The sequence below is a fragment of the Ligilactobacillus animalis genome (assembly GCF_009933595.1).
GTDB lineage: Bacteria > Bacillota > Bacilli > Lactobacillales > Lactobacillaceae > Ligilactobacillus > Ligilactobacillus animalis.
Window position 1 is genome coordinate 307532 of the sequence record NZ_CP047141.1, and the last position, 23993, is coordinate 331524.

At 42.6% G+C, this 23993-nt stretch carries 22 protein-coding genes; 16 read left to right on the forward strand and 6 right to left on the reverse strand.

The genetic code is table 11. From position 1 onward, the window contains the following. The first annotated feature begins 2 nt into the window (after nucleotides 1-2). Both GSR62_RS01420 and nagA read left to right on the forward strand, forming a co-directional pair. Nucleotides 3-1169, forward strand: a complete 1167-nt coding sequence (locus GSR62_RS01420; protein ID WP_066024156.1) for an SIS domain-containing protein — start codon at nucleotides 3-5, stop codon at nucleotides 1167-1169. 15 nt (nucleotides 1170-1184) lie between these two features. Further along, nucleotides 1185-2333, forward strand: coding sequence for an N-acetylglucosamine-6-phosphate deacetylase (nagA, locus tag GSR62_RS01425; RefSeq protein WP_066024157.1), 1149 nt, complete (start codon nucleotides 1185-1187; stop codon nucleotides 2331-2333). An 86-nt stretch (nucleotides 2334-2419) separates the two neighbouring features. Here nagA and GSR62_RS01430 read toward each other — a convergent pair whose 3' ends face one another. After that, nucleotides 2420-3523: a vitamin B12 independent methionine synthase gene (locus GSR62_RS01430; RefSeq protein WP_066024158.1), complete on the reverse strand. Its 1104-nt coding sequence runs from the start codon at nucleotides 3521-3523 to the stop codon at nucleotides 2420-2422. A gap of 208 nt (nucleotides 3524-3731) precedes the next feature. On the opposite strand from GSR62_RS01430, the gene GSR62_RS01435 reads away from it, so the two are divergent. Together GSR62_RS01435 and GSR62_RS01440 are read left to right on the forward strand one after the other, a co-directional pair. After that, a complete protein-coding gene (locus GSR62_RS01435) occupies nucleotides 3732-4997 on the forward strand; it encodes a serine hydrolase (RefSeq protein ID WP_066024159.1) in 1266 nt (421 codons plus the stop codon). 25 nt (nucleotides 4998-5022) lie between these two features. Then, nucleotides 5023-5544 carry a hypothetical protein gene (locus GSR62_RS01440; RefSeq protein ID WP_066024160.1) on the forward strand — a complete coding sequence of 174 codons (522 nt, stop codon included), beginning with the start codon at nucleotides 5023-5025 and terminating at the stop codon, nucleotides 5542-5544. Between the two features lie 69 nt (nucleotides 5545-5613). Here the strand turns inward: GSR62_RS01440 and GSR62_RS01445 are convergent, their stop codons facing one another. The 3 genes from GSR62_RS01445 to GSR62_RS01455 form a co-directional block, all read right to left on the reverse strand. After that, nucleotides 5614-7074, reverse strand: coding sequence for a glycoside hydrolase family 1 protein (locus GSR62_RS01445; protein ID WP_066024161.1), 1461 nt, complete (start codon nucleotides 7072-7074; stop codon nucleotides 5614-5616). Between the two features lie 15 nt (nucleotides 7075-7089). Beyond that, nucleotides 7090-9057 (reverse strand): beta-glucoside-specific PTS transporter subunit IIABC, encoded by a 1968-nt coding sequence (locus GSR62_RS01450; protein WP_066024162.1) that lies wholly within the window; start codon nucleotides 9055-9057, stop codon nucleotides 7090-7092. Between the two features lie 117 nt (nucleotides 9058-9174). Continuing rightward, complete coding sequence (locus GSR62_RS01455) at nucleotides 9175-10023, reverse strand: PRD domain-containing protein (RefSeq protein WP_066024163.1); 849 nt, start codon at nucleotides 10021-10023, stop codon at nucleotides 9175-9177. A gap of 283 nt (nucleotides 10024-10306) precedes the next feature. On the opposite strand from GSR62_RS01455, the gene GSR62_RS01460 reads away from it, so the two are divergent. From GSR62_RS01460 to GSR62_RS01500, 9 genes are all read left to right on the forward strand, one after another. After that, a complete protein-coding gene (locus GSR62_RS01460) occupies nucleotides 10307-10945 on the forward strand; it encodes a YfbR-like 5'-deoxynucleotidase (RefSeq protein WP_010689803.1) in 639 nt (212 codons plus the stop codon). A gap of 100 nt (nucleotides 10946-11045) precedes the next feature. Next, nucleotides 11046-11474 (forward strand): nucleoside-diphosphate kinase, encoded by a 429-nt coding sequence (gene ndk / locus GSR62_RS01465; RefSeq protein ID WP_033193035.1) that lies wholly within the window; start codon nucleotides 11046-11048, stop codon nucleotides 11472-11474. Nucleotides 11475-11532: 58 nt separating this feature from the next. Further along, entirely contained in the window at nucleotides 11533-12678 is a 1146-nt protein-coding gene (locus tag GSR62_RS01470) for an ArgE/DapE family deacylase (protein ID WP_066024164.1), read from the forward strand. A 26-nt stretch (nucleotides 12679-12704) separates the two neighbouring features. Continuing rightward, the gene (locus GSR62_RS01475; RefSeq protein ID WP_066024165.1) at nucleotides 12705-13130 is read left to right on the forward strand and encodes a hypothetical protein; all 426 of its coding nucleotides are present in this window, start codon (nucleotides 12705-12707) and stop codon (nucleotides 13128-13130) included. Between the two features lie 165 nt (nucleotides 13131-13295). Then, nucleotides 13296-13700 carry a hypothetical protein gene (locus tag GSR62_RS01480; RefSeq protein WP_066024166.1) on the forward strand — a complete coding sequence of 135 codons (405 nt, stop codon included), beginning with the start codon at nucleotides 13296-13298 and terminating at the stop codon, nucleotides 13698-13700. A 221-nt stretch (nucleotides 13701-13921) separates the two neighbouring features. Continuing rightward, entirely contained in the window at nucleotides 13922-14299 is a 378-nt protein-coding gene (locus tag GSR62_RS01485; protein ID WP_066024167.1) for a hypothetical protein, read from the forward strand. A 21-nt stretch (nucleotides 14300-14320) separates the two neighbouring features. Then, on the forward strand, nucleotides 14321-14557 hold the full coding sequence (locus tag GSR62_RS01490) for a hypothetical protein (RefSeq protein ID WP_066024168.1): 237 nt from the start codon (nucleotides 14321-14323) through the stop codon (nucleotides 14555-14557). A 10-nt stretch (nucleotides 14558-14567) separates the two neighbouring features. Continuing rightward, nucleotides 14568-14969 carry a hypothetical protein gene (locus tag GSR62_RS01495; RefSeq protein WP_066024169.1) on the forward strand — a complete coding sequence of 134 codons (402 nt, stop codon included), beginning with the start codon at nucleotides 14568-14570 and terminating at the stop codon, nucleotides 14967-14969. Next, a complete protein-coding gene (locus GSR62_RS01500) occupies nucleotides 14962-16491 on the forward strand; it encodes a T6SS effector phospholipase Tle3 domain-containing protein (protein WP_066024170.1) in 1530 nt (509 codons plus the stop codon). Before GSR62_RS01495 ends, GSR62_RS01500 begins: the two co-directional genes overlap by 8 nt. A gap of 83 nt (nucleotides 16492-16574) precedes the next feature. Here the strand turns inward: GSR62_RS01500 and GSR62_RS01505 are convergent, their stop codons facing one another. Then, entirely contained in the window at nucleotides 16575-21185 is a 4611-nt protein-coding gene (locus GSR62_RS01505; RefSeq protein WP_066024171.1) for a S8 family serine peptidase, read from the reverse strand. 214 nt (nucleotides 21186-21399) lie between these two features. Here GSR62_RS01505 and GSR62_RS01510 point away from each other — a divergent pair, with 214 nt between their 5' ends. Further along, nucleotides 21400-22140, forward strand: a complete 741-nt coding sequence (locus GSR62_RS01510) for a threonine/serine exporter family protein (protein WP_066024172.1) — start codon at nucleotides 21400-21402, stop codon at nucleotides 22138-22140. 14 nt (nucleotides 22141-22154) lie between these two features. Beyond that, the gene (locus GSR62_RS01515; protein WP_066024173.1) at nucleotides 22155-22607 is read left to right on the forward strand and encodes a threonine/serine exporter family protein; all 453 of its coding nucleotides are present in this window, start codon (nucleotides 22155-22157) and stop codon (nucleotides 22605-22607) included. Between the two features lie 16 nt (nucleotides 22608-22623). On the opposite strand, the gene GSR62_RS01520 is transcribed toward GSR62_RS01515, so the two are convergent. Further along, nucleotides 22624-23571: a helix-turn-helix transcriptional regulator gene (locus GSR62_RS01520; RefSeq protein WP_066024174.1), complete on the reverse strand. Its 948-nt coding sequence runs from the start codon at nucleotides 23569-23571 to the stop codon at nucleotides 22624-22626. Between the two features lie 116 nt (nucleotides 23572-23687). Between GSR62_RS01520 and GSR62_RS01525 the strand changes: the two genes are divergently transcribed. Next, nucleotides 23688-23963 carry a Mor transcription activator family protein gene (locus GSR62_RS01525; protein ID WP_004050055.1) on the forward strand — a complete coding sequence of 92 codons (276 nt, stop codon included), beginning with the start codon at nucleotides 23688-23690 and terminating at the stop codon, nucleotides 23961-23963. Nucleotides 23964-23993: the final 30 nt, after the last annotated feature.

Genomic DNA, 23993 nt, shown 5'->3' on the forward strand with positions numbered 1-23993 from the left:
GATTGTTTGAAAAAAGTAACGCGACCTTAGAAAAATTAGGAGCCGTTATTACGACCCGTGAGATCCAACAAGAACCAAAGCTTTGGTTAGAGACCTTAGCGATCTGTCAACAGCATCAAGCTAAATTAGCTGACTTGTTGGCTAGCTTTGAGCTCAAAGAAAATCAAAAGATCCGTGTGATCTTCACAGGAGCGGGGACCTCACAGTATGTGGGGGATACCTTAGTTCCTTACCTGCGCCGGACGGGTGACACGAACCGCTTTGAATTCGTGAGTCTAGGGACCACGGATATCGTGGCAGCACCAAAAGACTATCTTTTAGCCGATGAACCGACCTTACTCGTGTCCTTTGCGCGCAGTGGTAATAGCCCTGAAAGTAAGGCAACTGTGAAACTGGCAAATAAAGTCGTCAAACAGGTCAAACATTTGGTGATCACCTGTGCTGCTGAGGGCGCTTTAGCAGTTACAGGAAAGGCTGATGCGAACAGCTTGGTCGTTTTAATGCCAGAGCTTTCTAACGATAAAGGGTTTGCGATGACCGGATCATTTACGTGTATGACGTTAGCGGGTCTCTTGTTCTTTGATCAGACTGACCAAGCTAAAAAGATCGACTATGTAAAAACAGCAGCTAAATTAGGCGAGTATGTGATCGAACAAGAGGCCCAGTTGGCAGCTTTAGTTGAGCTTGATTTTGAGCGGATCGTTTACCTGGGTTCGGGCCCGTTGAGTGGACTAGCTCGTGAAGCACAATTGAAGATCTTGGAATTGACTCATGGCCAGATCGCAACAGTCTTTGATTCTTCGATGGGCTTTAGACATGGGCCAAAATCCTTTATCAATGAAAAGACTTTAGTGTTGGATTTTGTCGCTAATGATCCGTATACCCGCAAATATGATCTTGACGTGTTAGAAGAAGTTCACGCCGATCAGATCGCTTTGCAGACGGTAAGCATTGGGCAAGTGAGTGGTCATGAATTTACTGGCCAACGTTTCGATTATCCCCCAAGTGAGACCTTACCAGAAGGCTACTTAGCCTTACCCGATATCATGGTGGCCCAAGTGATCGCTTTATTGACTTCACTTAAGATCGGTAACACACCTGATACTCCATCACCAAGCGGGACTGTTAATCGTGTCGTTAAAGGTGTTTTGATCCACGAATTTGAATAAAGAAGGCGAAATGACATGCATTATTATGTAAAAGCACAGACATTTTTAACTAAAAGTGGGGTAAAAACTGGGGGCTATCTAGAGATCAAGGATGGTAAATTCGGCCGTTATCTACCGCCAGAGACCGATCTTTCTACTGCAACGGTCATCGACAAAAAAGATGCGATCATTGCCCCAGGCTTAGTTGATACGCACATCCATGGCTTTGCGGGACATGACGTGATGGATGCCGATCCAGCAGGCTTAGCGAAGATCTCACAGGGGTTACTTTCATGTGGGGTAACTTCCTATCTGCCGACGACTTTGACCGCACCACCACAAAAGTTAGCGCAGGTTTGTCAGTTGCTAGGTGAAAAAGCCCATGAAATATCAGGGGCCAAGATCCAAGGGATATATCTTGAGGGACCTTACTTTACTACGGAGCATAAAGGAGCGCAGAACCCAGCGTATATGCGCGATGCAGATTTTGTTGAGCTCGAACGCCTGCAAGCTTACGCAAAAGGAATGATCAAAAAGATCGCTCTTGCCCCTGAACGTCCTGGAGCGCTCGAGTTTACCAAGCAAGCTGTCAAAAGTGGGGTCAAGGTTTGTCTCGGGCATAGTAACGCGACCTACGAAGAAGCAATGGCAGCTGTTGATGCTGGTGCTGACATCTTTGTTCACACGTATAATGGAATGAGTGGCCTAAATCATCGGGCACCTGGGATGGTCGGAGCTGCTTTTGCTAGTGATGCTTACACTGAGTTGATCTGTGACGGGCATCATGTTCATCTAGGAGCGATCACAGCGTTGCTCAAGGCTAAACAAGAAAAGACCGTTTTGGTGACTGATTGTATGCAAGCCGGTGGGATGCCTGAAGGTGAGTATATGTTAGGCGAGTTTTTGGTCGAGGTCAAAGATGGAGCGGCCCGACTAAAAGATGGTGGCAGTTTAGCTGGCAGTGTCTTAGAGTTGTTTACCGCAGTCAAAAACCTTGTTGATTGGGGGTTATGTAGCCTTTCAGAAGCATTTGAAATGGCAAGTGAGCTTCCAGCTAAGAGTGCCGGGATCGCCGATGTCTGTGGTAGTATTCAAAATGGACGTGACGCTGATTTCTTGGTAGTCAGTCCAACTTTAGAGCTCAAAGAAACATATGTTGATGGACAAAGTGTTTATCAAAAATAATGCTCTTTTTGATAAGCGAATAAACTCCCGCTCAAGATGCAAGAACGCACCTTGAGCGGGAGTTTTTGCTAGTAGTTATTTACACACTACCAGATCTCTTTACCTGTTTCGACTACTAATTTGACCTTGGCCCATTGTTCATCTTCGGTCAATTCGTTGCCTTCTTCTGTTGAAGCAAAACCACATTGAGTTGAGATACCCAGATTTTCTAAGGGTACTAGCTTGGCTGCTTCAGCTACTCTAGCCTTTAATTTAGCTGGATCTTCTAAGTCAGGGAATTTTGAGGTCACTAAGCCTAAAATGATCTTGACGTCTTTTCGATCGTTCCAGATCCGCTTTAAGGCATCAAAATTGCCGGAACGTTCATTATCGTATTCTAAGAATAATTCATCATAGTTCAAAAGACTTAAGTATGGTGCGATCACGTCATAGCTACCACTGAATAGGTAAGTCGATTTGAAATTGCCTCGACAAATGTGGGTCGTGACGGTCATATCGGCTGGGACTTTTTCGAGCATCTTATTGATGACAAAGACGCTATCTTTGGCTAAAGCTAAATATTTGTCGCGTTCTTCACCCGTTGTTTCATTTAACTTGCTGATCAAAAAGGCCCAAGTCGTATCATCTACTTGTAAGTAACGACAACCTAGATCATAGAAATGCTTGATCGTTTCACTATAAGCTTGAGCTAAGCCCTTGAGAAATTCTTCCCAATTAGCATAGAAGAGTTTGTAATTTTTACTGCGATCATCTCTAAAGAAAAGTGTTGGAGAAGGGATCGTTTGTTTAGCAACAACGCCTTTTGGAACGATGCTCTTTAGATACTTGAATTGTTCAAAGAAGGGGTGGTCGGGATCATATTCGATACGGCCGCCCAACTCAACATTGTCAGTTCGGGTCTTTTCCCCGTGGAATTTATAACTTTGGCGATAATCATAGCGTTTGACACCCTTGAAGCCCCAAAGAAAATCTAAATGCCACCAACTGCGACCAAATTCACCATCGGTTGCATCTTTTAAGCCAAGTTTAGCTTGTTTTTCAACAACACGTTTGATCTCTTTTTTCAAGATCTCATCGTAATTGGCTTGGTCGATCTTACCGTTTGCTAAATCTTCTTTAGCATGTTTTAATTTACTTGGTCGTAAAAAACTACCGACAACATCATAGTGTGAACTAAATTTTTCACTCATAATTAATGCCCCCTTGAAATCGTGAAGCGCTAAACCTCACGTTACTTTAAGGATAACGCTAATTTTCCACTTAGACAAAGAAAAGCAATTTTGTAGCTAAAAATAGTGAAAAAACTAAGGAAAGTTTCAAGGATAAGGTACCTATTAAAAACGACCAATTTTAGCTAGAATAATACTAAAACTAGAGATAATGAAGGGATGTTAAGACGTGAAGTGTCCAAAATGTAATTCGACTAATCCAGCTGGCTCAAAATTTTGCCAAAGTTGTGGTGAGACCTTGCCAGATCCAATTGAGCAAATGCCAAGCTCTAAGCCAGAAAAGATCTGCCAAAATTGTGGGACTCCAAATGATATCAAAAATGATTTTTGTGACCAATGTGGTACCCCATTTGATGGCACGGCTCCAAAACAAGCGCCAGCGCCAGAACCGACCTATTCGCGGACGCAGGGGCCTTATGCGGGTGTTCCTCAACATAAAAGCAATCCAGCCGGGATCATCATTGGTGTAGTTGCCGGGCTACTTGTTTTAGGTGTTGGTGGGTATTTTGCCTATAATACACTCAATAAACCAGCTAACGAACCGACTTCTGTAGCTAAAAGTAGTAGTAAGGCTAAAAGTTCGACTGTAAAAGAGAGTAGTAGTGCTGCTTCTAGCAGTAGTGAAGCTCCAAGTTCAAAGTCCAACTTTGATGAAGCTAAAGTCAAAGAACTTGTAGCTAGTGATATCGGCGGGATCGCTGGTGATAAAACGGTCTACGTGGCTCCGATGAACGAAGATACGAGTTATCTCTTGAACAACCAGACCCAAAGTGCAGCTTCGGTGATCAAGCTCTTTATTTTAGCGGCGGCCTATGCCCAACAAAAGATCGGGACGATCAATTTAGACGATACGTATACCCTTTCTAATGCTGATAAAGTTGGCGGGACAGGTGTGATCCAAAACATGCCAGCCGGTAAGACCTTTACTTACCGTGAATTATTAGCTTATATGATCGATGAAAGTGACAATACAGCGGCTAACATCATGATCGATGCTTTAGGTGGGATCGATAAGGTCAATGCACAGATCGAAAAGATGGGGGCCCATGACACTAAGTTACAACGTAAGATGATGGATACTAAGTCACTTGAGGCTGGACGAGACAATATCACGTCAGCTGCTGATGTGGGTGAATTGTTGAAGAAAGTTTATAACCACAAATTGATCAGTAAGAGTGACAGTGCTGAATTCTTAGATATTTTAAATAAGAACCGTGATCATGATAAATTAGTTCGTGACCTACCAACTGGGGCTAAGGTCTACAACAAGACTGGGATCATGCAAAATTACGGGATCTTAAATGATGCAGCGATCATTGAAAATGAAAAAGGTGCCTTTGTTGTCGTTGTCTTGACCCAAAATGGTGATAACAATGAAGAACAATCTGCCATGAATAAATTAGGTTTAGACCTATACAATACCCTTTTACAATAAACTTAGGGTGCCATGAGGTGATAACATGAAAAAGCATTTACGTGTTTTGGGCGTGCTTGTTTGTCTGTTACCCCTAATGACAGGGTGTTTGCCCCAAACTAAGGTCAAACAAGAATCTAGTAGCAGCCATAAAACTAGCCAAACAAGTAAAAAGGAGACTAGTAGCAGTAGCTCTAGTGAAAGCCAAGGCAGTGAAACGTCAAGCAGTCGAGCCGCCGCTTCACATGCCCCAGTGACAAAGGGTGTGGCCGGGGAGCAAACGAGTTCTACCCCAAGTCAACCACAGACTAATAGTAATTCTTATGTAGGACAAACTGTTACTGATGGAATGGATTTTTATTATCATTTAGCGGTACAAGTGGGTATTTGTGCTCCAAGTGTATCTCCAGATGATTTCTATCGCGAAGCAACTATCGGCGATCAAAGTGTGACTTATCAAGGGCGGACGGTAACTGTTAAACGCATCCACGAGGGTGAGGGCGCGTATGAACAAGACGGCAAAACGGTGATCGATAAAGATATCTATGAGATCGTTTCGGTAAATTGAAAATAGTGCACAAAAAATCGGGTGTGTCGTAGCTATATGCTAAGGCACTACCCGATTTTTTGCGCATTGTTATAGATTTTCGCCGTTTGATGCGATCACTTGTTGATACCAATAGAAGGAATCTTTGCAGATCCGCTTTAGCGTGCCATTTCCTTCGTCATCTTGATCGACGTAGATGAAGCCGTAACGCTTAGACATTTCTGAAGTTGAAGCACTGATCAGATCGATCGGGCCCCAAGTCGTATATCCCATCAATTCGACCCCATCACCGATCGCTAGTTTCATCTGCTCGATATGTTTGCGTAGATAATCGATCCGATAGTCGTCATGGATCTTGCCATCAGAAGTGACCTCATCGAGAGCACCCAGCCCATTTTCTACGACGAAAAGTGGTACTTGATAACGATCCCACATTTCGTTTAAGGCGATCCGAAGCCCGATCGGATCGATCTGCCAGCCCCAATCACTTGTCTCAAGATAAGGATTAGGTCGTCCAAGGGCGAAATTGCCTAAAGCTTGATCAGTCGTGTCTTTGGCCGAGCTGATCGTTGACATGTAGTAGCTAAAGCTTAGATAATCGACTTTTCCTTCAGCTAGGATCGCTGTGTCTTCTGGCGCAAAGTTCAAGGTGATCTCACGTTCTTTGAAGAAGCGATTCATGAAGTTTGGATATTGACCACGTACTTGAACATCGGTAAAGAATAGATTGAATTGATCATTTGCTTGAGCTGCGCGGACATCAGCAGGGTCAGGGGTAGCTGGATAAGTTTGCATCCGTGCTAGCATACACCCGATCTTGGCGTTAGGATCGAGCTCATGGAGCTGCTTGACTGCCAGGGCACTAGCGATGAATTGGTGATGCAAGGCTTGATAGCGTAAGTTGAGCGTTTCTTTTTCACTTAGCCCAGTATCGATCGCACCTGTGCCGATAAAGCCCATCGAAGCGGCATTGATCTCATTGAAAGTCATCCAATATTTGACGATCCCACGGTAGCGTTCAAATAAAACTTTTGTGTAGCGGGTAAAATGTTGGATCACTTCACGACTAGCCCAACCATTGTATTTGAGGGTAAGTTCGAGTGGCATCTCATAGTGTGAGATCGTGACGACTGGTTCGATATTGTATTTCTTACAGGTCGCAAATACCTTATCGTAAAATGCAAGGCCCTTTTCATTAGGTGTCTCTTCTAAACCAGTCGGAAAGATCCGAGCCCAAGCAATTGAGAGCCGAAAAGCCTTAAAGCCCATTTCACTGAAGAGTTTGATGTCTTCTTCGTAATGATGATAAAAATCGATCCCGCGGCGCTTAGGATAGTTAGCCACGCCGGGGTCAGCGATCGCTGCTTGGATGCTGTCTTTAGTTACAGAACTCATAGTAAATGTTTTGCGGTCAGTGGCTTTCTTGACGACCTCGGCCGTTGTTAGACCTTTGCCGTCAATGTCAAATGCTCCTTCGATCTGGTTAGCTGCTGTTGCGCCACCCCAGAGAAAGTCTTGCGGAAATGTTTTAGGAAAATCAGTTCTGTACATTTTTTTCACCTCAATTTAGTCTAAGTCAAGCAATTTATCACCGGTCTTGATCGCACCTGATTTGACAGGAACGATCTGATGGTAATTTTTGGAATTTGTAACAACGATCGGGGTCGTTAAGCTAAAGCCAGCTTTTTTGATCTGTTCAAGGTCAAATTTGACAAGTGGTTCACCAGCTTTGACTTTTTGGCCTTGGGTAACTAAAGTCTCGAAATATTTACCATCTAGTTGAACGGTATCCATCCCGATGTGTATCAAGATCTCAGCTCCCGCAGTGGTATTTAGACCGATCGCATGTCCCGTTGGAAAGACGAGCGCGATCGTGGCGTCAGCTGGTGCACAAACGACACCGTCACTAGGTTCGAGCGCGATCCCTTGTCCCATTGCCCCCGATGCAAAGACTTGATCAGTGATGCTATCTAAAGCTACAGCCTTACCAGTCAAGGGACTAACTAGTGTGGTCGGAGTGTTGTAGCTAGCAGGGGTCTCACTAAGAACTTTATGCGTTGCGACTTGTTGGGCTTCTTTAGCTGTTTGTGCTACAGTTTCAGCTGTTTTTTGGTCTTGTACTTCAAGGACACTTTGACGTCCAAAGAGCATTTGTAAGATAAAACCAAGGATAAAGGAGACTCCCATGGCGATGATCAAGCCATAAACTGACATGTCCATGCCATTTTTAGGTGAGATCGCAGTTGGGATAGAGAAGATGCCGAGACCACCCATCATGAAGAATTTGGTCCCAAAGAAACCGATCAAGCCCCCACCGACCGAAGCAGCGATACAGCTCAAAATAAAGGGACGTTTACGCGGTAAGGTCAAACCATAGATCGCAGGTTCAGTGACCCCAAAGATACCTGAGATAAAGGCTGGAAAAGCAAGGCCTTTGACTTTAGCATCTTTTGCTTGGAATAAGATCGCTAAAACGACCCCAGTTTGAGCAAAAGAAGCAGCTAATGTCAAACTGAGCGTTGTATCGAAACCTTGGGCAGCGATATTTGCCAAAGCGACTGCAACAAAGCCCCAGTGGACCCCAAAGATAACAAATACTTGCCAAAAGGCGCCCATCACTAAGCCGGCTAAAATAGGGCTCAAGTTGTAGATACCTTCAGTGATCGCAGCTAATAGGTCCCCGATCCAGGATGCTAGCGGTCCGATGACTAAGAAAGTGATCGGGACGGTGATAAGCAAGGTGGTAAATGGAACTAAGAAAGTTTTGACCACTGTTGGGATGAACTGCTTGCACCATTTTTCAACTTTAGCGGCAAACCATACGGCAACGATGATCGGAATAACGGTCGAAGAGTAGTTGATCGCAATGATCGGTAAGCCGAGAAATGTTGCATGGATATCTGATTGGATAAAGGTCCCTTCAAAGAGCGTATAGAGTGTCTTTTGCTCGCTACTCATCGCGATGATCGCAGGATAAGTCATGGCTGCCCCGATCGCAATCGCAGTAAAACGATCTAGGCCAAATTTCTTAGCTGCCGTTAAGCCTAAGATGATCGGCAGGAAGTAAAAGAAACCATCCCCGATCGCATAGAGCACTTGGTAGGTACCAGAAGTCGTGCTCAACCATCCAAAAGCAGCACACATGGCGGTCAGGCCTTTGATCATCCCGGCAGCACACAGTGGACCTAAGATCGGTTGGAAGATGCCTGAGATCAGATCGATGAAACGGTCGAGTAGACTCATGTTTTGCGTATCGACATAATCATCATCTACAGGCGCACTGCTACTAAAACCTCCCAGTTTGACTAAGGTATTATAGACATCGGGAACGTGATTGCCGATCACGACTTGGTATTGTCCACCAGACTTAACGACCGTGATAACACCATCATTTTGCTTTAAGGCTTCATCGTTAGCCTTAGAAACATCTTTTAATTTGAACCGTAAACGAGTTGCACAGTGAACGACACTTGAAACATTGTCTTTGCCACCGACATTTTCAATAATGAAGTTAGCTAATTGTTCATAAGCCATGTTAAAATTCCTCCTTTATAATAAGAAAACCCAAGTGTTCTCAAAGAAAGCTGGAAAGCTTGATTTGAAAACAACTTGGGTTCATGCCTGATCGTATCAGTAACACACCATAAGTGTTTAGTTAGTATTTGCTTGGCGTGAAGTAACGCGGAAAATATGCAAGGTCAGATATACCAATTCATCGGCTTCAAGCTGCCAGCCCATTTTCGCATTGAGTAAGACAGCAATGCGCTCGGCAGTCTCGTAAGCTCGGGTGTACTTGGCCTGCATCAGTTGAAGTAAAGCAGGGTCGAGTTTTTCGCCTTCTTGATGCTTATCTTTTAGTAAGCGAACGAGTAAAGTCCGCAAATGCGAGACGAAGCGACTATAATTAAATGATTGCTGATCTAGTTCTAATTGATACTCGTAAGAAACGATCTTGATGATCTCAGTGATCAGTTGCGTGATCTGGATCGTTTCTTGTAATTTAGCATCGTTTGAAGTTGCATTGACAAAGTGATAAGTCATCAAGATCGACTCACTAGCTGGTAGTTTTTGCGCCGTTGCCTTTTCGATCACGGTGATCGCATCTTTAGCAACGGCATATTCTTCGGGAAAAAGATTGCGGACTTCCCAGCGGGTGTTGGTCGCATTCATATCGATACTGTCTTCACTGCGGGTCAAGGCAAAGTCGATATGATCGGCTAAAGCTAAATATTGGAAATCATTGAAGTTGACATTTAGCTTTGGTTCAGCGAGTTTGATGACTTTGGTCGTCAGTTCTAAAGTCTTAGCGCTGATATCTTTTAGTTGCATGATCGATTCTTGATCTTCAGCTGTGATAAAGCGCCGTTCGATCTTTGCTTGGTCGATCTGATCGCCTTTTTTGAGTCCAAAGCCGATCCCTTTGCCGATGACGATCTCTTCTTTTCCCTGCTCGTTTTCCACTAAAGCAACGCTATTGTTGTAACTTTTTAGAAAACGCACTACTTCACCTCCTTGGAAAACAAAAAGCTGTTGTAATAGGATATAGAGCCACTAGCCCCATTGACCTATAACAACAGCTAATGCCTGATAAAATCAGTAACACGCTTAATTACATAAATAATGATAACGCTTTCTGCAAAAGTTGTCAACGCTTTATTTGTTGAAATGAGTTGAACAGTGAATTTCTTATGCGGTTTATCATTATAAGCTAAAAGAATAAGATATTTGCAAAAAAGTTGCTTGCGGTGTATTCTAGTATGAAATATATACGGAGGTGTTTTTCATGGGCATGCATGAATATTTAAAGAGTTTGAGTGATCTTGAAATGATCAATCGGGCCCCAGGTTATTTCAAATTTGAAGAACACAATGTGGCGGCCCATTCATTTAAAGTGACGCAAGCTGCGCAAATGTTAGGTGATATCGAAGAGCAAGCGGGTAATGAGGTCGATTGGCGCTCGTTGTACGAAAAGGCACTTAATCACGATTACACGGAACGTTTTATCGGTGATATCAAAACACCAGTCAAGTATGCGACTAACGAGTTACGGACGATGTTAGCCAAAGTTGATGAGTCATTGACCGAAAACTTCATCCAAACTGAGATCCCCGTCGAATTTCGCGCAGCCTATGAGCGCAGATTTGCGGAAGGTAAAGACGATACTTTGGAAGGAAAGATCTTGTCAGTCGCAGATAAGATCGACTTGATGTATGAATCCTTTGGTGAGATCCAAAAGGGTAATCCAGAACCAGTTTACATGGATATTTATCGTTCAAGTTTAAAGGCGATCATGAAGTTCAATGATATGGCAAGTGTGCAATACTTCTTGAAGATGATCTTGCCGGAATTATTGAAGGATAATGCGAACACCAATGCGCAAAATCATTTAGCGATCATGACGACCCAGATCATTCAACAATAGCCAGAAAGACGCTGTTTAGGCGTCTTTTTTTGTTAAAAACATTAAAGTATTAATCGAGGAAAATAAGTGTTATCCTATTGGTGGACAGGAGGGGACAAAATTGACAGAACAACGAACTTTAGTGTTAGTTAAACCAGATGGCGTCGAAGGCCAACACATCGGCGATATCATCACCCGTATCGAACATAAAGGCTACCAGATCACAGCCTTGAAAGTGATCCAAGCGACTAAAGAGCAACTTGAAGCGCACTATGAAGACAAGGTCAATGCGCCATTTTTCCCAGAGTTGGTCTCATATATGCAAGAAGGACCGATCGTTGGGATCATCGTGACCGGAACCAATGTCGTTCCTATCATTCATCGCATGGCAGGTGCGACCAACCCTGGCCAAGCTGATTGGGGCACGGTGCGTGGAGACTTTGGGCGTGAATGGCCCGATGGTAATTTGCGTAATGTGATCCATACTTCGGATAGTCCAAGTGAAGCTGAAAGAGAAATCAGCATTTGGTTCCCAGAAGAAAGTAGATAAATTTGCCAAAGATCGACAAGTTGTCGGTCTTTTTAGCTAGAAAGAAGGAACTTATTATATGGTAGTTTTAAATCAAGCCAAGCGCCTTGAACTCTTGGAAAAGCTGGTCGCGATCCCTTCAGTCAATGATCATGAGCAAGTCGTAGCTCAATTTTTAAATACATATTTAGCCAAATATGGGATCAGTTCGCAGTTAGTTCAAGTAGCTCCAGATCGTGCATGTTTAGTTGCAAAAGTAGGAACAGGGACACCTTGTCTAGCACTTGCGGGACATTTAGATGTGGTTGCTGCCACAGCTAGTGCTTGGCAAAGTGATCCCTTTGTTTTGACCAAACGCAACGAAAAACTATATGGCCGTGGTGCTAGTGATATGAAAGCTGGGGTGGCAGCTTTGGTGATCGCTTTGATCGAATTGGTCCACGCTAAGAAACTGCCAAGGGGACAAGTACGGCTGTTATTGACGGTCGGTGAAGAGATGGAGCAAGCGGGCTCGAAGTTACTTTACGAGCAAGGGTATATGCAAGATGTCGATGCGTTACTGATCGCGGAGCCGACTGATCTAAAAGTAGCTTATGCGCATAAAGGGTCGATGGATATAAGCATCGTCTCGCGGGGAAAGAGTGCGCATAGTTCGATGCCAGAACAAGGATATAATGCTTTAGAAACGTTGATCGAATTTTTGTATCAGACTAAAAAAGCTTTTCTAAAGGCAGCCAAACCAGATGAACTGTTAGGCAAAGCGACCTTTAATGCGACTGTGTTGAAGGCTGGGACCCAAGTCAATTCGTTACCTGAGCGAGCCACCGCTGAGATCAATGTTAGAACGACTCCAACTGTGGATAATGAAAAAGTTCAAGCACTGATCGAGCTGTGGAAAAACAAACTAAATGCTACGGGAGCTAAGCTTACAACTACAACTTATCTAAATAAAGTGGCAGTCAAAAAAGATCCAGATTCATCTTTGGTGCACTTGGCCCAAGCTCTAGGTGAGAAATATTTGGGTCAGACGATCAAAAAGATCGCATTAGCCCCAGTGACGGATGCTTCCAACCTGACTTTGGACAAGCCAGCAACTTTTCCATTAGCGATCTTTGGTCCGGGGAACCAAAGTGTTCATCAAGTTGATGAATATGTGGATAAGTCACAGTATCTGGCATTTTGTGAGCTTTATCAGGCGCTGATCGTGCAGTATTTGGAGAAATAAACTATTGTAAGGGGGAGCAAAAGACGATGAAAAAAGAAGATCTATTACAACCTGCAGTAGTTGTGTTACTAGCACTTGAATTTATTTTAATTGTCCTGATTTGCTTGTACTGGTGGAAGTTGTTGGAATTTAGTTGGCAAGTTTTTGAGAAAGTGGCTGGTCAGGTAACTTGGTCTAACTGGTTCATGAAATTTTTTGAAGTCGATCAAGTACGTGCAGGAATGTTTTTATTTGGTGCCAGTATGAGTAATGGTAGTATGTTATTTATGATCATTTTCTTTTTTACAGAGTTTTTTGCCAATCAAAGTTTGCAGAAATTAAAATGGTATGTGCTAGCGGGAAACATTTCGATAATTTTTTTGACACTATTATTGATGTTAAATCCATTGCTACTTGCATTCACGATAGTTGTTGCCTTAGGTGCATGGGCTCTGATTTATGTTAACGGGTAAGGTAAGGATGTTGGAACTTCCATCATTTTATTTTTGTGATATTTTAAGAAGTTAATATTACTTAAATTAAAAAATGAATTGAAAACAATTAGAAAAAGTGCTAGTATTCATCTTGTGGTTTAGGTATTTAGATTTATTTATGTAAGGGTTTTACAGGAGAAGAATATGAAGAAAAGTGTAGTTCTAGTATTTATCGCGATTTTTTTAATACTAGCTGGAATAGAAGGAACAAAGAAGGTGTTCGAAATGAGACGAGAAGCGCAAAAAGAGCACCAGATAGCTTTTTTGCAGGCACATGAAAAAGAGATGACGGAATATATCCAAAAAAATAGTAGTGATGATATTAAGGTGAAATATTACTGGAACACAGTAGAAAGAAAGCAGAGCATGGCATTTTCCAGACCGACCCTGTCTATAAAATTTGATGCTATCGATGAGAAGAAAACAAAAGAAGAAAATTACTATAACGAGAAGAATACTTTGGTCGTGGATACTGATAAAGAACTAACCAGAATTTACGATATGTGGACAACAGGAACGATCATTGAAAATTCGTATACGGGGGAATGAGTGTGACAAAGTGCGTATGTAGAGAAGAATAAAAGTTTCTCAAATGATGTATTAAAAAAATGGAAACAAGATATTTTAGCATCGGGTGATTCAGTTCCATTCACAATCCTCCCATACTCAAGACGCTTATGGCAATGACGCAAGCAATATCTAACTTCACTCCGACAAACTCGAGATAATAAAAGAAAAAACGCATCAAAAAATTTTATAGGAGAAAAATCATGCAAAAGAAAAGAGTAGTTCTAGTGCTTATCGCGATCTTTTTAGTACTAGCTGCAATAGGAGGAACGAAGAAAGTGGTCGAAATGAGACAAGAAGCACAAAAAGAGCGCCAGATAGCTTTTTTAAAGGCACATGAACAAGAGATGACGGAATATGTGAAAAAACAAAGTAGGTATGTGATTATAAAAGATTACGACATTACAGATATTAAATATGATTGGGAATCAATAAGGGTAGTTCGTAGTATGGCATTTAGCCCAAAAATGTTGGGAATTGAAGTAAGTATTTTTAATAATAGTAAGGAACTAGATGGGTTTGAAATATATATAATACCTGATGATATCAACAGACCTTCCAAAATAAAAAATATTAGATAGTCAATTGAGAGGAAACACATTATGAGCGATTTAAAAGAAACAAATAATATCTATATAAATTTAGCTAAGGGAGCATACATAGGACGTGAAGAAGGGATGAACTTTACGAAATTGTCAAAATCGCAAAGTAAGGAAATATCTGACAAGAAGTATGCTTCATTTGTATTTCCCCATGCCAAAGACGCCTATGGTAATGATGCAAGCGAGGTCTACCTCCAACCCGATAAACTCGAGACAGTAAAAGAAAAAATTTTATAGGAGAAAAATCATGCAGAAGAAAAGAGTGGTTCTAGTACTTATCATGACTCTTTTAGTATTAGCTGGAATAGGAGGAACAAAGAAAGTGGTCGAAATGAGACAAGAAGCGCAAAAAGAGCGCCAGATAGCTTTTTTGAAGGCGCATGAAAAAGAGATGACTAGTTATATAAAGGCTCAAAATCCAAGAATTAAAACAGTTCAATATAATTGGAATAGTGTTGAAGTTGAAACTAAAGGTAATGGAACTCCTATGGGAGCTGGAAAGGCACTCACAATAGACGGGAAATTCAATAATATTTATAACTCAAGTTTTTATTTACAATTTGCGATAGACGAAAAGAGCAACTTACCAGTTATTGAGAATATGACAAGTTTTAATTCGTTCAGAGTAGGGGGAGAGTTGTATGAATGAATTGGAAAATTTTAATAACATGTATGCAAATTTAGTTCAAAGTTCTTATATAAATCGGCCTATTGCATTTCATAAGTATAAAAGTACTGATGGAAGTGTATATATTGACTATTCTAAAAATACAATTGATGAAAATGGAAATAAAATTAATGGTGGTAAAAATTTACCCAATGGTGGTAAGGTCTACCTCCAGCCCGATAAACTTGAGACAATAAAGGAAAAAAGTTTGTTTGGTGACGAAAAAACGTATCAAAAAGGTCTGCTGACTGATGAAAAGGCTGGATATAACTCTTATTACGTGACGGACACCCCAAAGTTAAATAGTGCGACTAAGCATACATATTTTGCGACTCGGGGCAGTGACGGGATGAGCTTGAATACTTTGAATGATTGGGTGAGCAACAACGGCTCATTTACCTTATTCAATGCCTATATCCCCCAGGCAAAGCTTGCTAATAAAGCGATGCAGGTCAAGATAAGTGAATTGCGCAAGAAAGCTCCTAATGCTACGATGGCGGTCACCGGTCATTCGTTAGGAACGATGGTCTCGATCCAAGCCGTGGCTAATTTGCCCAAAGAAGATATCGCTAAATTAGATAAGATCGTGTTGTTTCAAGGACCAGATGCTCGGGAAAGCATCAATAAAATGTCTAAACAAGCGCAAGCCAACATTCAAACCCTAGAAGAGCAGGGCAAGATCGAATATTACGTCAACGCTTTTGATATCGTTTCGATGTTGAATCGGAACAAAAAAGATGTCGATGAGATCGGGAAAGTCCATTATCTATTGCCAAAATCATTTACGACAACATTTGATTTTAATGCTAAGTACGGCTCAAGTCATGACTTTGGGCAGTATCAGATCAATGCTGATGGCACGCTAAAAGAAGCTAATTTAAACGAACATAGCTATATTTTTGCAGCTGGGATCAAAATTTCACACTTGATCGATAAATATTTAGATCGGCTCGTTAAAAGCACGGGGGCTAATGTTTCTTCGGGAAAATTATTGTCACTTTTGTTGAGTGATGGGGCTTTGTACGCCAAGTTTCAACAGGAATACCAAGCGATCGTGAATGAAGCCAAACTCGCTAGTCAGTGGCAAGGTAAGGTAACTAGTTTACAACAACAGCTGACGACGGCCAGTGGGAGCCAAAAGATCGCGTTGCAAGAAGAATTAGCCCAGACAGTAGCGACTAAAGCACGTGATGTCGGCGAAGAATATGCGACTATTTTTAAGAATGCCCAACAAGAGCTCGAAGATGAGATCACAAGTCTTGCCCAAGAGATCGCGCAAGGTGCTTATGCGCTCAGAAAGCATTTATCTGATGCCGAGATCGAAGAAATGATCGCACCGTATACTAAAGAACGGCTCTGGGATACGGAGCAAGCTGCTCAAAATCTCCAGCAGGTCCAACAATATCGGACTAAGACAGCTGATTTTAGCAAGAACTTATTGAAAGTAGCTAAAAATATCCAAGAAGATGACACCAAAGCCAGTAAGGAACTGTTTAAATATTGATCGGGTCTCCATTTAGACGCCACATAAAAATGCCACTCAAGGATAATAGTTATCCTGAGTGGCATTTTTGTGTTATTTAGTTGTTATTTGGTTTCTTTTTTACGATCAAAACCAACTAGAGTAAAGAGACTAGCTAAACCTAGCGCTAAGAGACCTAAGATCGAAGCTTGATGTTTTGCTTCACCTGTTTGTGGTAGGTCAGTAGTTGCTGGTGTAGCAGGCGTTTTGGCGTTATCTTGGAGCACAGGAGCAACTTGTTTGTTAGCTGCTGTAACTTGTTTTTGGTCTGTGCCTGAACCGGTAGTGTTATCTTTACCAAAGCCAGCTCCAGTATTTTCTTTTTCTTGATCTTGGTTTGCAGCTTGATCTTCTTTAGTACCTTGATCATTTTGATCGTGTCGTTCTTGCTCTTGCTTTTGTTTTTCCTGTTCTTGCTTTTCTAAATCTTCGAATTCTTTTTCGAAATCGCCAGTGTAGACGTTCATCACAGCCACCACATTGCCATATTTATTGACTAAGCTATAGAGGCCATCTGGATGGAATTCCTCTGGATCGAGCTCTTTGAAGCTTTGGGTCGCTGGATCAAAGAATAGAAGGCTCGTCTCTGGATATTGTTCGACGAATGCATCGGCATGGTTGCGCTCAACATCTACGGCTGCTGGGACCTCTGATTTAGGTTGGTAGTAGACATAGAACTTCCGGGTCGTGTGATTACCAGTCACATCGAGCACATCGAGCGTATAGACGTGTTTTGTCTCACCATTTTCATCATTTAGGACAAAGCTTCTTTCAAAGCCGTAAGGAGCATATGGATTGCCACCGTGATTGATACCTGAATGGTGGAATTCACGGAATTCGTTATCCCCGTTGAAGAAGAAACGGTAACCGTCAAGATTGTCGTGGGCGGTTCCTTTGATCGTGAAGTTTGGTTCGTTAGTGTAAACGTAATAATTTTCACCATCAAAATCGTAGTTAGCGACATTTTCGAATTCGAGTGTTGGTAAGACTGTATCCAAGATGACTTGAACTGTTCCACGTGTCTTTTGACCATCTTTTGTGGTGTAGATATAGGCAAGTGGACGTTGTTCGGTCGGCTTGATGTTGAATTCAAAGCCAAAAGTCCCATCTTCGTTGAATGAAACGTGATTTTGTGGATCTTGTTCATCAGCGCTATTACCTAACATGATCAATTGCACCACATCTGGGCTAACTTTACCAGTCACATGGAAGGTTTGTGCCTTAGGATCATAAACCCCATCAGCGATCGCTTGAGCGCCGATCCAGTTGTAGTTGTTATCTTCAAGGTAGTCAAAACTGATCTCTGAGTTAGGTTCGCTTCGGGTCGTTAGGTCGCTCAAAGCATGCCCTGGGAGCGCACCTGGAGCACCTAAAGTAGTTGGATCAGCCTTTTCTTGGACTAGATCAGTCTGTAATTCATCAACATTAGCGAAGTTATACCGCTGTGGTTGGTTACTTGGCCGCGCATCGACTCCGAGATAAGCTTTATCAGAAGCTGTAGTTTGAACTACATTAAAGGTCGGTCCCGCTACTTCCGTCCAGCCTAATAAGACAGTCCGGCGACTTGAATTTTTGACTTTGACTTCAAAAGTCGCTAAGCCATCTTTGATACTTGCTTCATAGACATCTCCGGTGAAGTAGTCACGGGCAAAGGCTTTGACCCCATTACCGGCTGTGACAGCAGCATAGACAAAGACATGTTCTGGATCATTAGTTGTGACGGTATCTAAGTCGATCCCAAAGCTTTGTTCAGTCGTGTGCGCTTTTTGCCAAGCAAAGGCAGCTTTTGGTGTTGCCGTATTTAGGGTCAATAAGACATCTTTACCAGCTTGATCAGCAGTGAAGACGACTTTTTCAACGTCAGCGTTGACATTTAAGCTGTAAGTTGAGTCAGCTTTTGGTTCAACTAACTGGCCATTGTAATAGAATGGTTGGGTCGTCCCACCAACTAGAGTATAGCTGTTAGTTTTAGCATCATAGAATTTGCTATCTTTATCAAAGCCTAGTCCATCAACGGCATTCCAAACATTGACCGTTTGGGAAGTAGTTGTTAAACCTGCAACTTCGCTGGTAAAGAGACCTACATTATCGGCAGTATCAGCGACCATGACGGTGACTTGGTTTTGAGCTGCGGTAAAGGCGGCTAATTCTTCTGGGCTCAATTCAAAGTTAGCAGTCCCGCTTAACTTCGCTTCATCATTGAATTTTGAAGCACCTTCATTTAGTTTGTGACCAAAGAGCTTACCATTGATCTGAACTACAGCATAGGAATAGTCAGTAAAGCCTGCTCCCGTATCGGAAAAATCAAAGCTCAAATGACCACTTGGTTTATCAGCAGCAGTGTCGAGCGTTAATTTATAGTTGCTGATCGTTGGAGCTGTTGTATCGATGATGATCGGGTAATCAGCCGTTTGGACTTTCTTTTGTCCATCATTGTAGAGCGTGGCAACAAAGCGGTAAGTATATTGTCCATCGGAAGCCACTTCAGATTCACCAGTCTTGTCATTATAGACCATTCCGTCCCAATCAAAGGTGTTGGGATCATTTCGCATGGAGACCGATAAACTCACATCTTGGTTACGGTCGGATTGGTAAAATGATTTATCTAAGCCTTTTTCATCGGCAACGACCCGGACAACTTTACCATTTTGATCCAAAACAACGACTTTTAAGGCTTGCAAGTTTTGTTTAACAAAGGCGACTGGTTTTAAGAGATCACTCTTATTATCATTATTTGGTGAGAAGGCCACTTTACCATCTTGATAGAGCTTAGCCACTTGTTGCCAGTTGTAATCACCGTCTAAGTTGACTAATTTCTTCAACGATTCTTCATCAGCGATCCCACGTGGGTAATTGTGTTCGTTGACAAAGTAGTTACCACCGTAAACGTTTGTGGCATCATTAGCTTTTTTGTCTAAAACTTCTTCACTAGTCATATCCCCAAAGTAGCCGAGGAAAGGAACGACTAAGGTGCTTTGCCCGTTATCACCGGTAAAGCGGAGCCAGCCTTCGACTAATTGATCTGGTGTAACACCATCTAGATCTAAAGTATAAGAAACAGTCAATGTTTGGCCAGCTTTGACTACGACTTTGTTAGCACCATTTACGCGCGCACCAGGCAATTGTTCTTCATAATAATAGCCAGTAGAGTCATCGCGTTTTTCGGTGAAACCACCACCAAGGTCATCGAAAGTATAAGTCTGATCGACGTTACTCAAGTTGGTAAAGGTCAAGTTGAATTTCGTATTTGTCCCGATCTGGCGCAAGGAAAGCGAACTTGTTCCATCATCAGCCGTGATATAAACGGGTGATGAAACGGCAGCGCCAACGTTGATCTGGCCAGCACCTTGGCGTCGTGGTGAGACCACTACACCTGACATTGCGTCCAGTAATGGTTGTGAGGTGTTCATCAATAAAGCTTTAGTCGCTTGAACAAGCTCAGCGTTTTTGAGTGACGTTTCCTTTTGTAATTTTTGCATCACTAAGGCAGCTGAGCCCGCAGCAAACGGACCCGCCATCGAAGTCCCGCTCATTGTCTTATAGCCATCGTCATTTCCCGTTGAAACGATCTGGACCCCAGGCGCGGAGATGTCTGGTTTCAAAGTGAAGTCTTGCATTGGACCCCAAGAAGAAAAGTCAGCCATGTTAGCATCAGCACCTTGCCCAGAGTTTGCGGCGGCAACTGTCAAAGCATTGCGTGAAGCCCCAGGATTAGCGACTGTACTACTTGAAAATGGTTCAAAAGATCCGTTTGCTCCACCTGGTGAGTAGGGAATATCTGGAGCATCGATACTGCCGGCATGTCCGTTATTTGAGGCTGAGATCGAAACAAAGACACCGTGGTCGATCGCATATTGGACCGCTTTTTGTTCAACATCATTTAGATCTGAGGCAGCGACCCCTTGGCCTAGTGACATTTGGATAACGTTAGCGCCTAAATTGACAGCATCGTAAATAGCTTGGGCGATATCATCAGTATTTTCGTCGGCAAATTGATCGTTAAAGACCCGTAAAGCTAAAATTTGACTTTCAGGTGCGACCCCAACGGCATATTTTTCATCCCCATTTGGACGCCCATCAGCTCCGATGATCCCAGCCACGTGTTGTCCGTGTTGGGAAGCGCCGGGGCCATCATCTTTGATCCAGTCATTGCTTTTTGAAGCATAGTTATAGACGAACGGGAATTTTTCAGATGCATAACTACCATAGCCGAGCTCATTGATCTTGGCTTTGGCATCATCTTGGGAAAGTTTAGGGTCTGTCGGTGCTTGTTGAAAATCTTTATGCGTCGTATCAGCACCAGAGTCGATCACGGCTACGACCATCCCTTGACCGCGGTAGCCTTGATCCCAAGCGCCTTCCACGTTCCCCTTCTCATGGTCAGCTTGAGTCGTTGGAGCTGGTGTTTCACTGTCAGCTGCTTGTGTTGTCTCAGTTGTGGTGGTCTCAGTGGCTGGTGTCTGTAGGCTTTGGTCAGCTTCAGGCTGCGTTTGGGTCGTTTGTTGTCCATTTTCAGCTGTGGTAGTTACTGCAGTTGTAACTGCTTCATCGGCTAAGGCGCTCGGTGCCCCTAAGAATAAGAGAGCCCCTGAAGCGGTAATGATCGCAGCACTTACCCATCTTTTCTTAGCTTTATATAATTTATAACGGCGCTTTTCTTCATAATTGTGTCCCATGCAAGTCACTTCCTTTTTTTAGATTAAGCTAAATATAGCATAAATTCTTAGTAAAATATAGATATTTTTAATATAAAATTATATTTTATGTAATGAAATATTAATAATTTTAGGTGTTTATAACGAATTGTGATGGTAAATGATCGTAATTTTGGGAACTAAAATGTTAAAATGATAGCTATATAATGCAATTAAGTAAACTAGGGGGGAAATCATGGAAGATAAGGATCTAATTATCGAAACGACGCTGTTAGCGGGGAAGATCATGATCGAAAATGGAGCTGACATGGCACGGATCGATGACACTTTAAAGCGGATCGCTAAGAATTCAGGTGTCACGGAACCCGATATCTTTGAAACGACGACGGGGATCATGATGTCGATCAAGGGAGCCAATGCACAAGTCATTGCGATCGAAAAGCGCCGGATCGATCTCGAGCGGATCGCCCGGGTCAATGATATCTCCCGGGCTTATCAAGCTAAGACCAAAACTTTAAAGGAAGTCTATGATTATCTGACGACGCTTGATCAGACGACCCCTGATTTCAAGTTGCGGTGGTTAGTGTTAGCGGCGGGCATTGTGGGTGCGACCTTAGAGATCATGTATAACGGTTCATGGCAAGATTTTTTGCCGACCTTTGTGATCAGTGCTTTAGGCTATTATCTGTTCTATGTGGTCAACACGCGTTTTAAAGTTAAATTTGCGAGTGAATTTGTGGCCGCTTTAGCGATCGGTGCCTTGGCAGTCTTGAGTGTCAAATACGGCTTGGCTAAAAACTATAGTATCGTGATCATCGGAAGCGTTATGCCGTTAGTTCCGGGGGTCCCGTTGACCAATGCGGTACGTGATCTGTTGGCGGGGCATATCCTAAGTGGGATCGCCCGGGCGACGGAAGCCTTGTTGACCGCTGTTGCGATCGGAATGGGCATCGCGTGTGTTTTACGCTTCTTTTAGAAAGGAAAATTAAGATGGATCTAACAACAATCGTGATTCACGTCATTTTCAGTTATCTAGCTACAGTCGGCTTTGCAGTCACCTTGAATATTCCGCGTTCAGCTTTGAATGTCTGTGGGTTGATCGGAGTCTTAGGCTGGATGACATATAAATTCTTATATCTTGGTCACACTGGGATGGTCTTAGCTAATCTAGTTGCGGCGGTCGTGATCGGCATTTGTTCGGTGATCGCAGCACGTATCAAGCAAAAGCCGATGATCTTGTTCAATGTCCCGAGTTTAGTACCACTAGTTCCCGGGGGGCAGGCTTATCGTGCGGTCTATTATTTTGCTTTTAAAAATGATGAGTTGGCCTTACGCTTTTTAGTAGAAGCGGGGATGATCGCCGGGGCTTTAGCGATGGGCTTTTTCTTAGCCGAATTGTTGGCGCAAGTTTATTTTAAATTCAGTGAACAAAAAAGAGCCTAGATCCAGGCTCTTTTTGTTAAGTAGTATAATTTTGGAGCATCTCTTTGATCTCTTGTTCCATTCTAGCTTTGAAATCAGCTGGACTTAAGACTTTAACGCGTTTACCTTGACTTAAAAGCCACATCATTGCACCTTGATCGATCGTTTCAGCTTCGATCACAACGGAATCGGCTAATTTTTTAATGACTTTGGAGTTAGGAAAACGATCTAAGGCTGCTTCGACGGTCCCGGAGAATTCAAAGGTGATCGTGATCAGTTCGCCTGGGGTCATGAATTGGATATTTTGGCGTAATTTCCCATCTTCATAGCGTAAATTTTGTGAGTGTCCTGCTTTTTTCTCGAGTGGAGTGTAGTCGATGACCCGATCTAGCCGGAAAAAGCGATCTTGTTCGGCATCTTGGCTGTATGCGACAACGTAAAAGTAATAATCTGAAAAAATGATCGCTTTGGGCAGAATAGTGTGTGTTACTTGTTTTTTATCTTGTCTAGTATATACAATATTTAAGAGCCGATGTTTAACGATATAGTTGGAAAATTCCCACAATATCTGAAGTAGTGCTTTGGTATGTTGGAGTTCGACGTAATTACTCTGTTCATTTTTGATGATCCAGTTCAATTCTTTTTGTTCAGCTGGTGTCAGGTTATCGTTTAGAGCTCCTAAAAGATGATCGGTCTCTTTTTTCGTAAAAGCACGACTGGCAAGGAGGATCTTACATAATGCCAAGGTCTCGGCTTTGCCCAGTGTATTATTTTGCCCCGCTAAGTGAAAGCCTTTAGTACTGTGACTGTATTTTAGTTTGGCATCTGGGCGGTATTCTTCCAAGAAGAGCCGGATATCCGCTAGATCACGCTGGATCGTACGGGGATCTACTTCGTATTTTTGGGCAAATTCGTCTTTGGTGATCGAGGCTCCATTGAGCAATTTGTGATAGATATCTAGTAAGCGAGTTGCGCTAGATGACATAAAAACACCTTCTTTTTTTAAATGACAATATATGTCTATGTAACCCTAGATAATAGAAGATGTCAAATGAAAACTACCTTGTAATCTGCAAGGAAAAATAAAGTGAGGATAACAAAATGACAGATGAAGTAGATAAAGAATTGTTAAATGAATTTTATCAGGAGTTAGCCGACCTGATCGGGTTGGAGAATGCGTATAAGCTCCACGAAACTTATCGGGGGCTATCCTATACGTTTCCGATGCGTCTCTACGATCCTAAAAAAGTGGCGCAAAAGATCGTGGCGGAGTACAACGGTGAAAACGCAAGTGAGTTAGCACGGCGCTACGGTTATTCGATGCGGTGGGTGTTAGAAGTTTTGCGTAAGGAACGCGAAAAAAGACACAAAGATTGAAATAAAACCAAAACCCAAGTATAGTGGCAG

Bases quoted from the DNA above. Each gene is read 5' to 3' on its own strand.
- GSR62_RS01485 (WP_066024167.1), top strand. From the start codon at position 13,922: ATGCAAAAGAAAAGAGTAGTTCTAGTGCTTATCGCGATCTTTTTAGTA.
- GSR62_RS01450 (WP_066024162.1), bottom strand. From the start codon at position 9,057: ATGGCTTATGAACAATTAGCTAACTTCATTATTGAAAATGTCGGTGGC.
- GSR62_RS01490 (WP_066024168.1), top strand. From the start codon at position 14,321: ATGAGCGATTTAAAAGAAACAAATAATATCTATATAAATTTAGCTAAG.
- GSR62_RS01510 (WP_066024172.1), top strand. From the start codon at position 21,400: ATGGAAGATAAGGATCTAATTATCGAAACGACGCTGTTAGCGGGGAAG.
- GSR62_RS01440 (WP_066024160.1), top strand. From the start codon at position 5,023: ATGAAAAAGCATTTACGTGTTTTGGGCGTGCTTGTTTGTCTGTTACCC.
- GSR62_RS01515 (WP_066024173.1), top strand. From the start codon at position 22,155: ATGGATCTAACAACAATCGTGATTCACGTCATTTTCAGTTATCTAGCT.
- GSR62_RS01495 (WP_066024169.1), top strand. From the start codon at position 14,568: ATGCAGAAGAAAAGAGTGGTTCTAGTACTTATCATGACTCTTTTAGTA.
- nagA (WP_066024157.1), top strand. From the start codon at position 1,185: ATGCATTATTATGTAAAAGCACAGACATTTTTAACTAAAAGTGGGGTA.
- GSR62_RS01525 (WP_004050055.1), top strand. From the start codon at position 23,688: ATGACAGATGAAGTAGATAAAGAATTGTTAAATGAATTTTATCAGGAG.
- GSR62_RS01445 (WP_066024161.1), bottom strand. From the start codon at position 7,074: ATGTACAGAACTGATTTTCCTAAAACATTTCCGCAAGACTTTCTCTGG.
- GSR62_RS01430 (WP_066024158.1), bottom strand. From the start codon at position 3,523: ATGAGTGAAAAATTTAGTTCACACTATGATGTTGTCGGTAGTTTTTTA.
- GSR62_RS01505 (WP_066024171.1), bottom strand. From the start codon at position 21,185: ATGGGACACAATTATGAAGAAAAGCGCCGTTATAAATTATATAAAGCT.
- GSR62_RS01480 (WP_066024166.1), top strand. From the start codon at position 13,296: ATGAAGAAAAGTGTAGTTCTAGTATTTATCGCGATTTTTTTAATACTA.
- GSR62_RS01470 (WP_066024164.1), top strand. From the start codon at position 11,533: ATGGTAGTTTTAAATCAAGCCAAGCGCCTTGAACTCTTGGAAAAGCTG.
- GSR62_RS01520 (WP_066024174.1), bottom strand. From the start codon at position 23,571: ATGTCATCTAGCGCAACTCGCTTACTAGATATCTATCACAAATTGCTC.
- GSR62_RS01475 (WP_066024165.1), top strand. From the start codon at position 12,705: ATGAAAAAAGAAGATCTATTACAACCTGCAGTAGTTGTGTTACTAGCA.
- GSR62_RS01500 (WP_066024170.1), top strand. From the start codon at position 14,962: ATGAATGAATTGGAAAATTTTAATAACATGTATGCAAATTTAGTTCAA.
- GSR62_RS01460 (WP_010689803.1), top strand. From the start codon at position 10,307: ATGGGCATGCATGAATATTTAAAGAGTTTGAGTGATCTTGAAATGATC.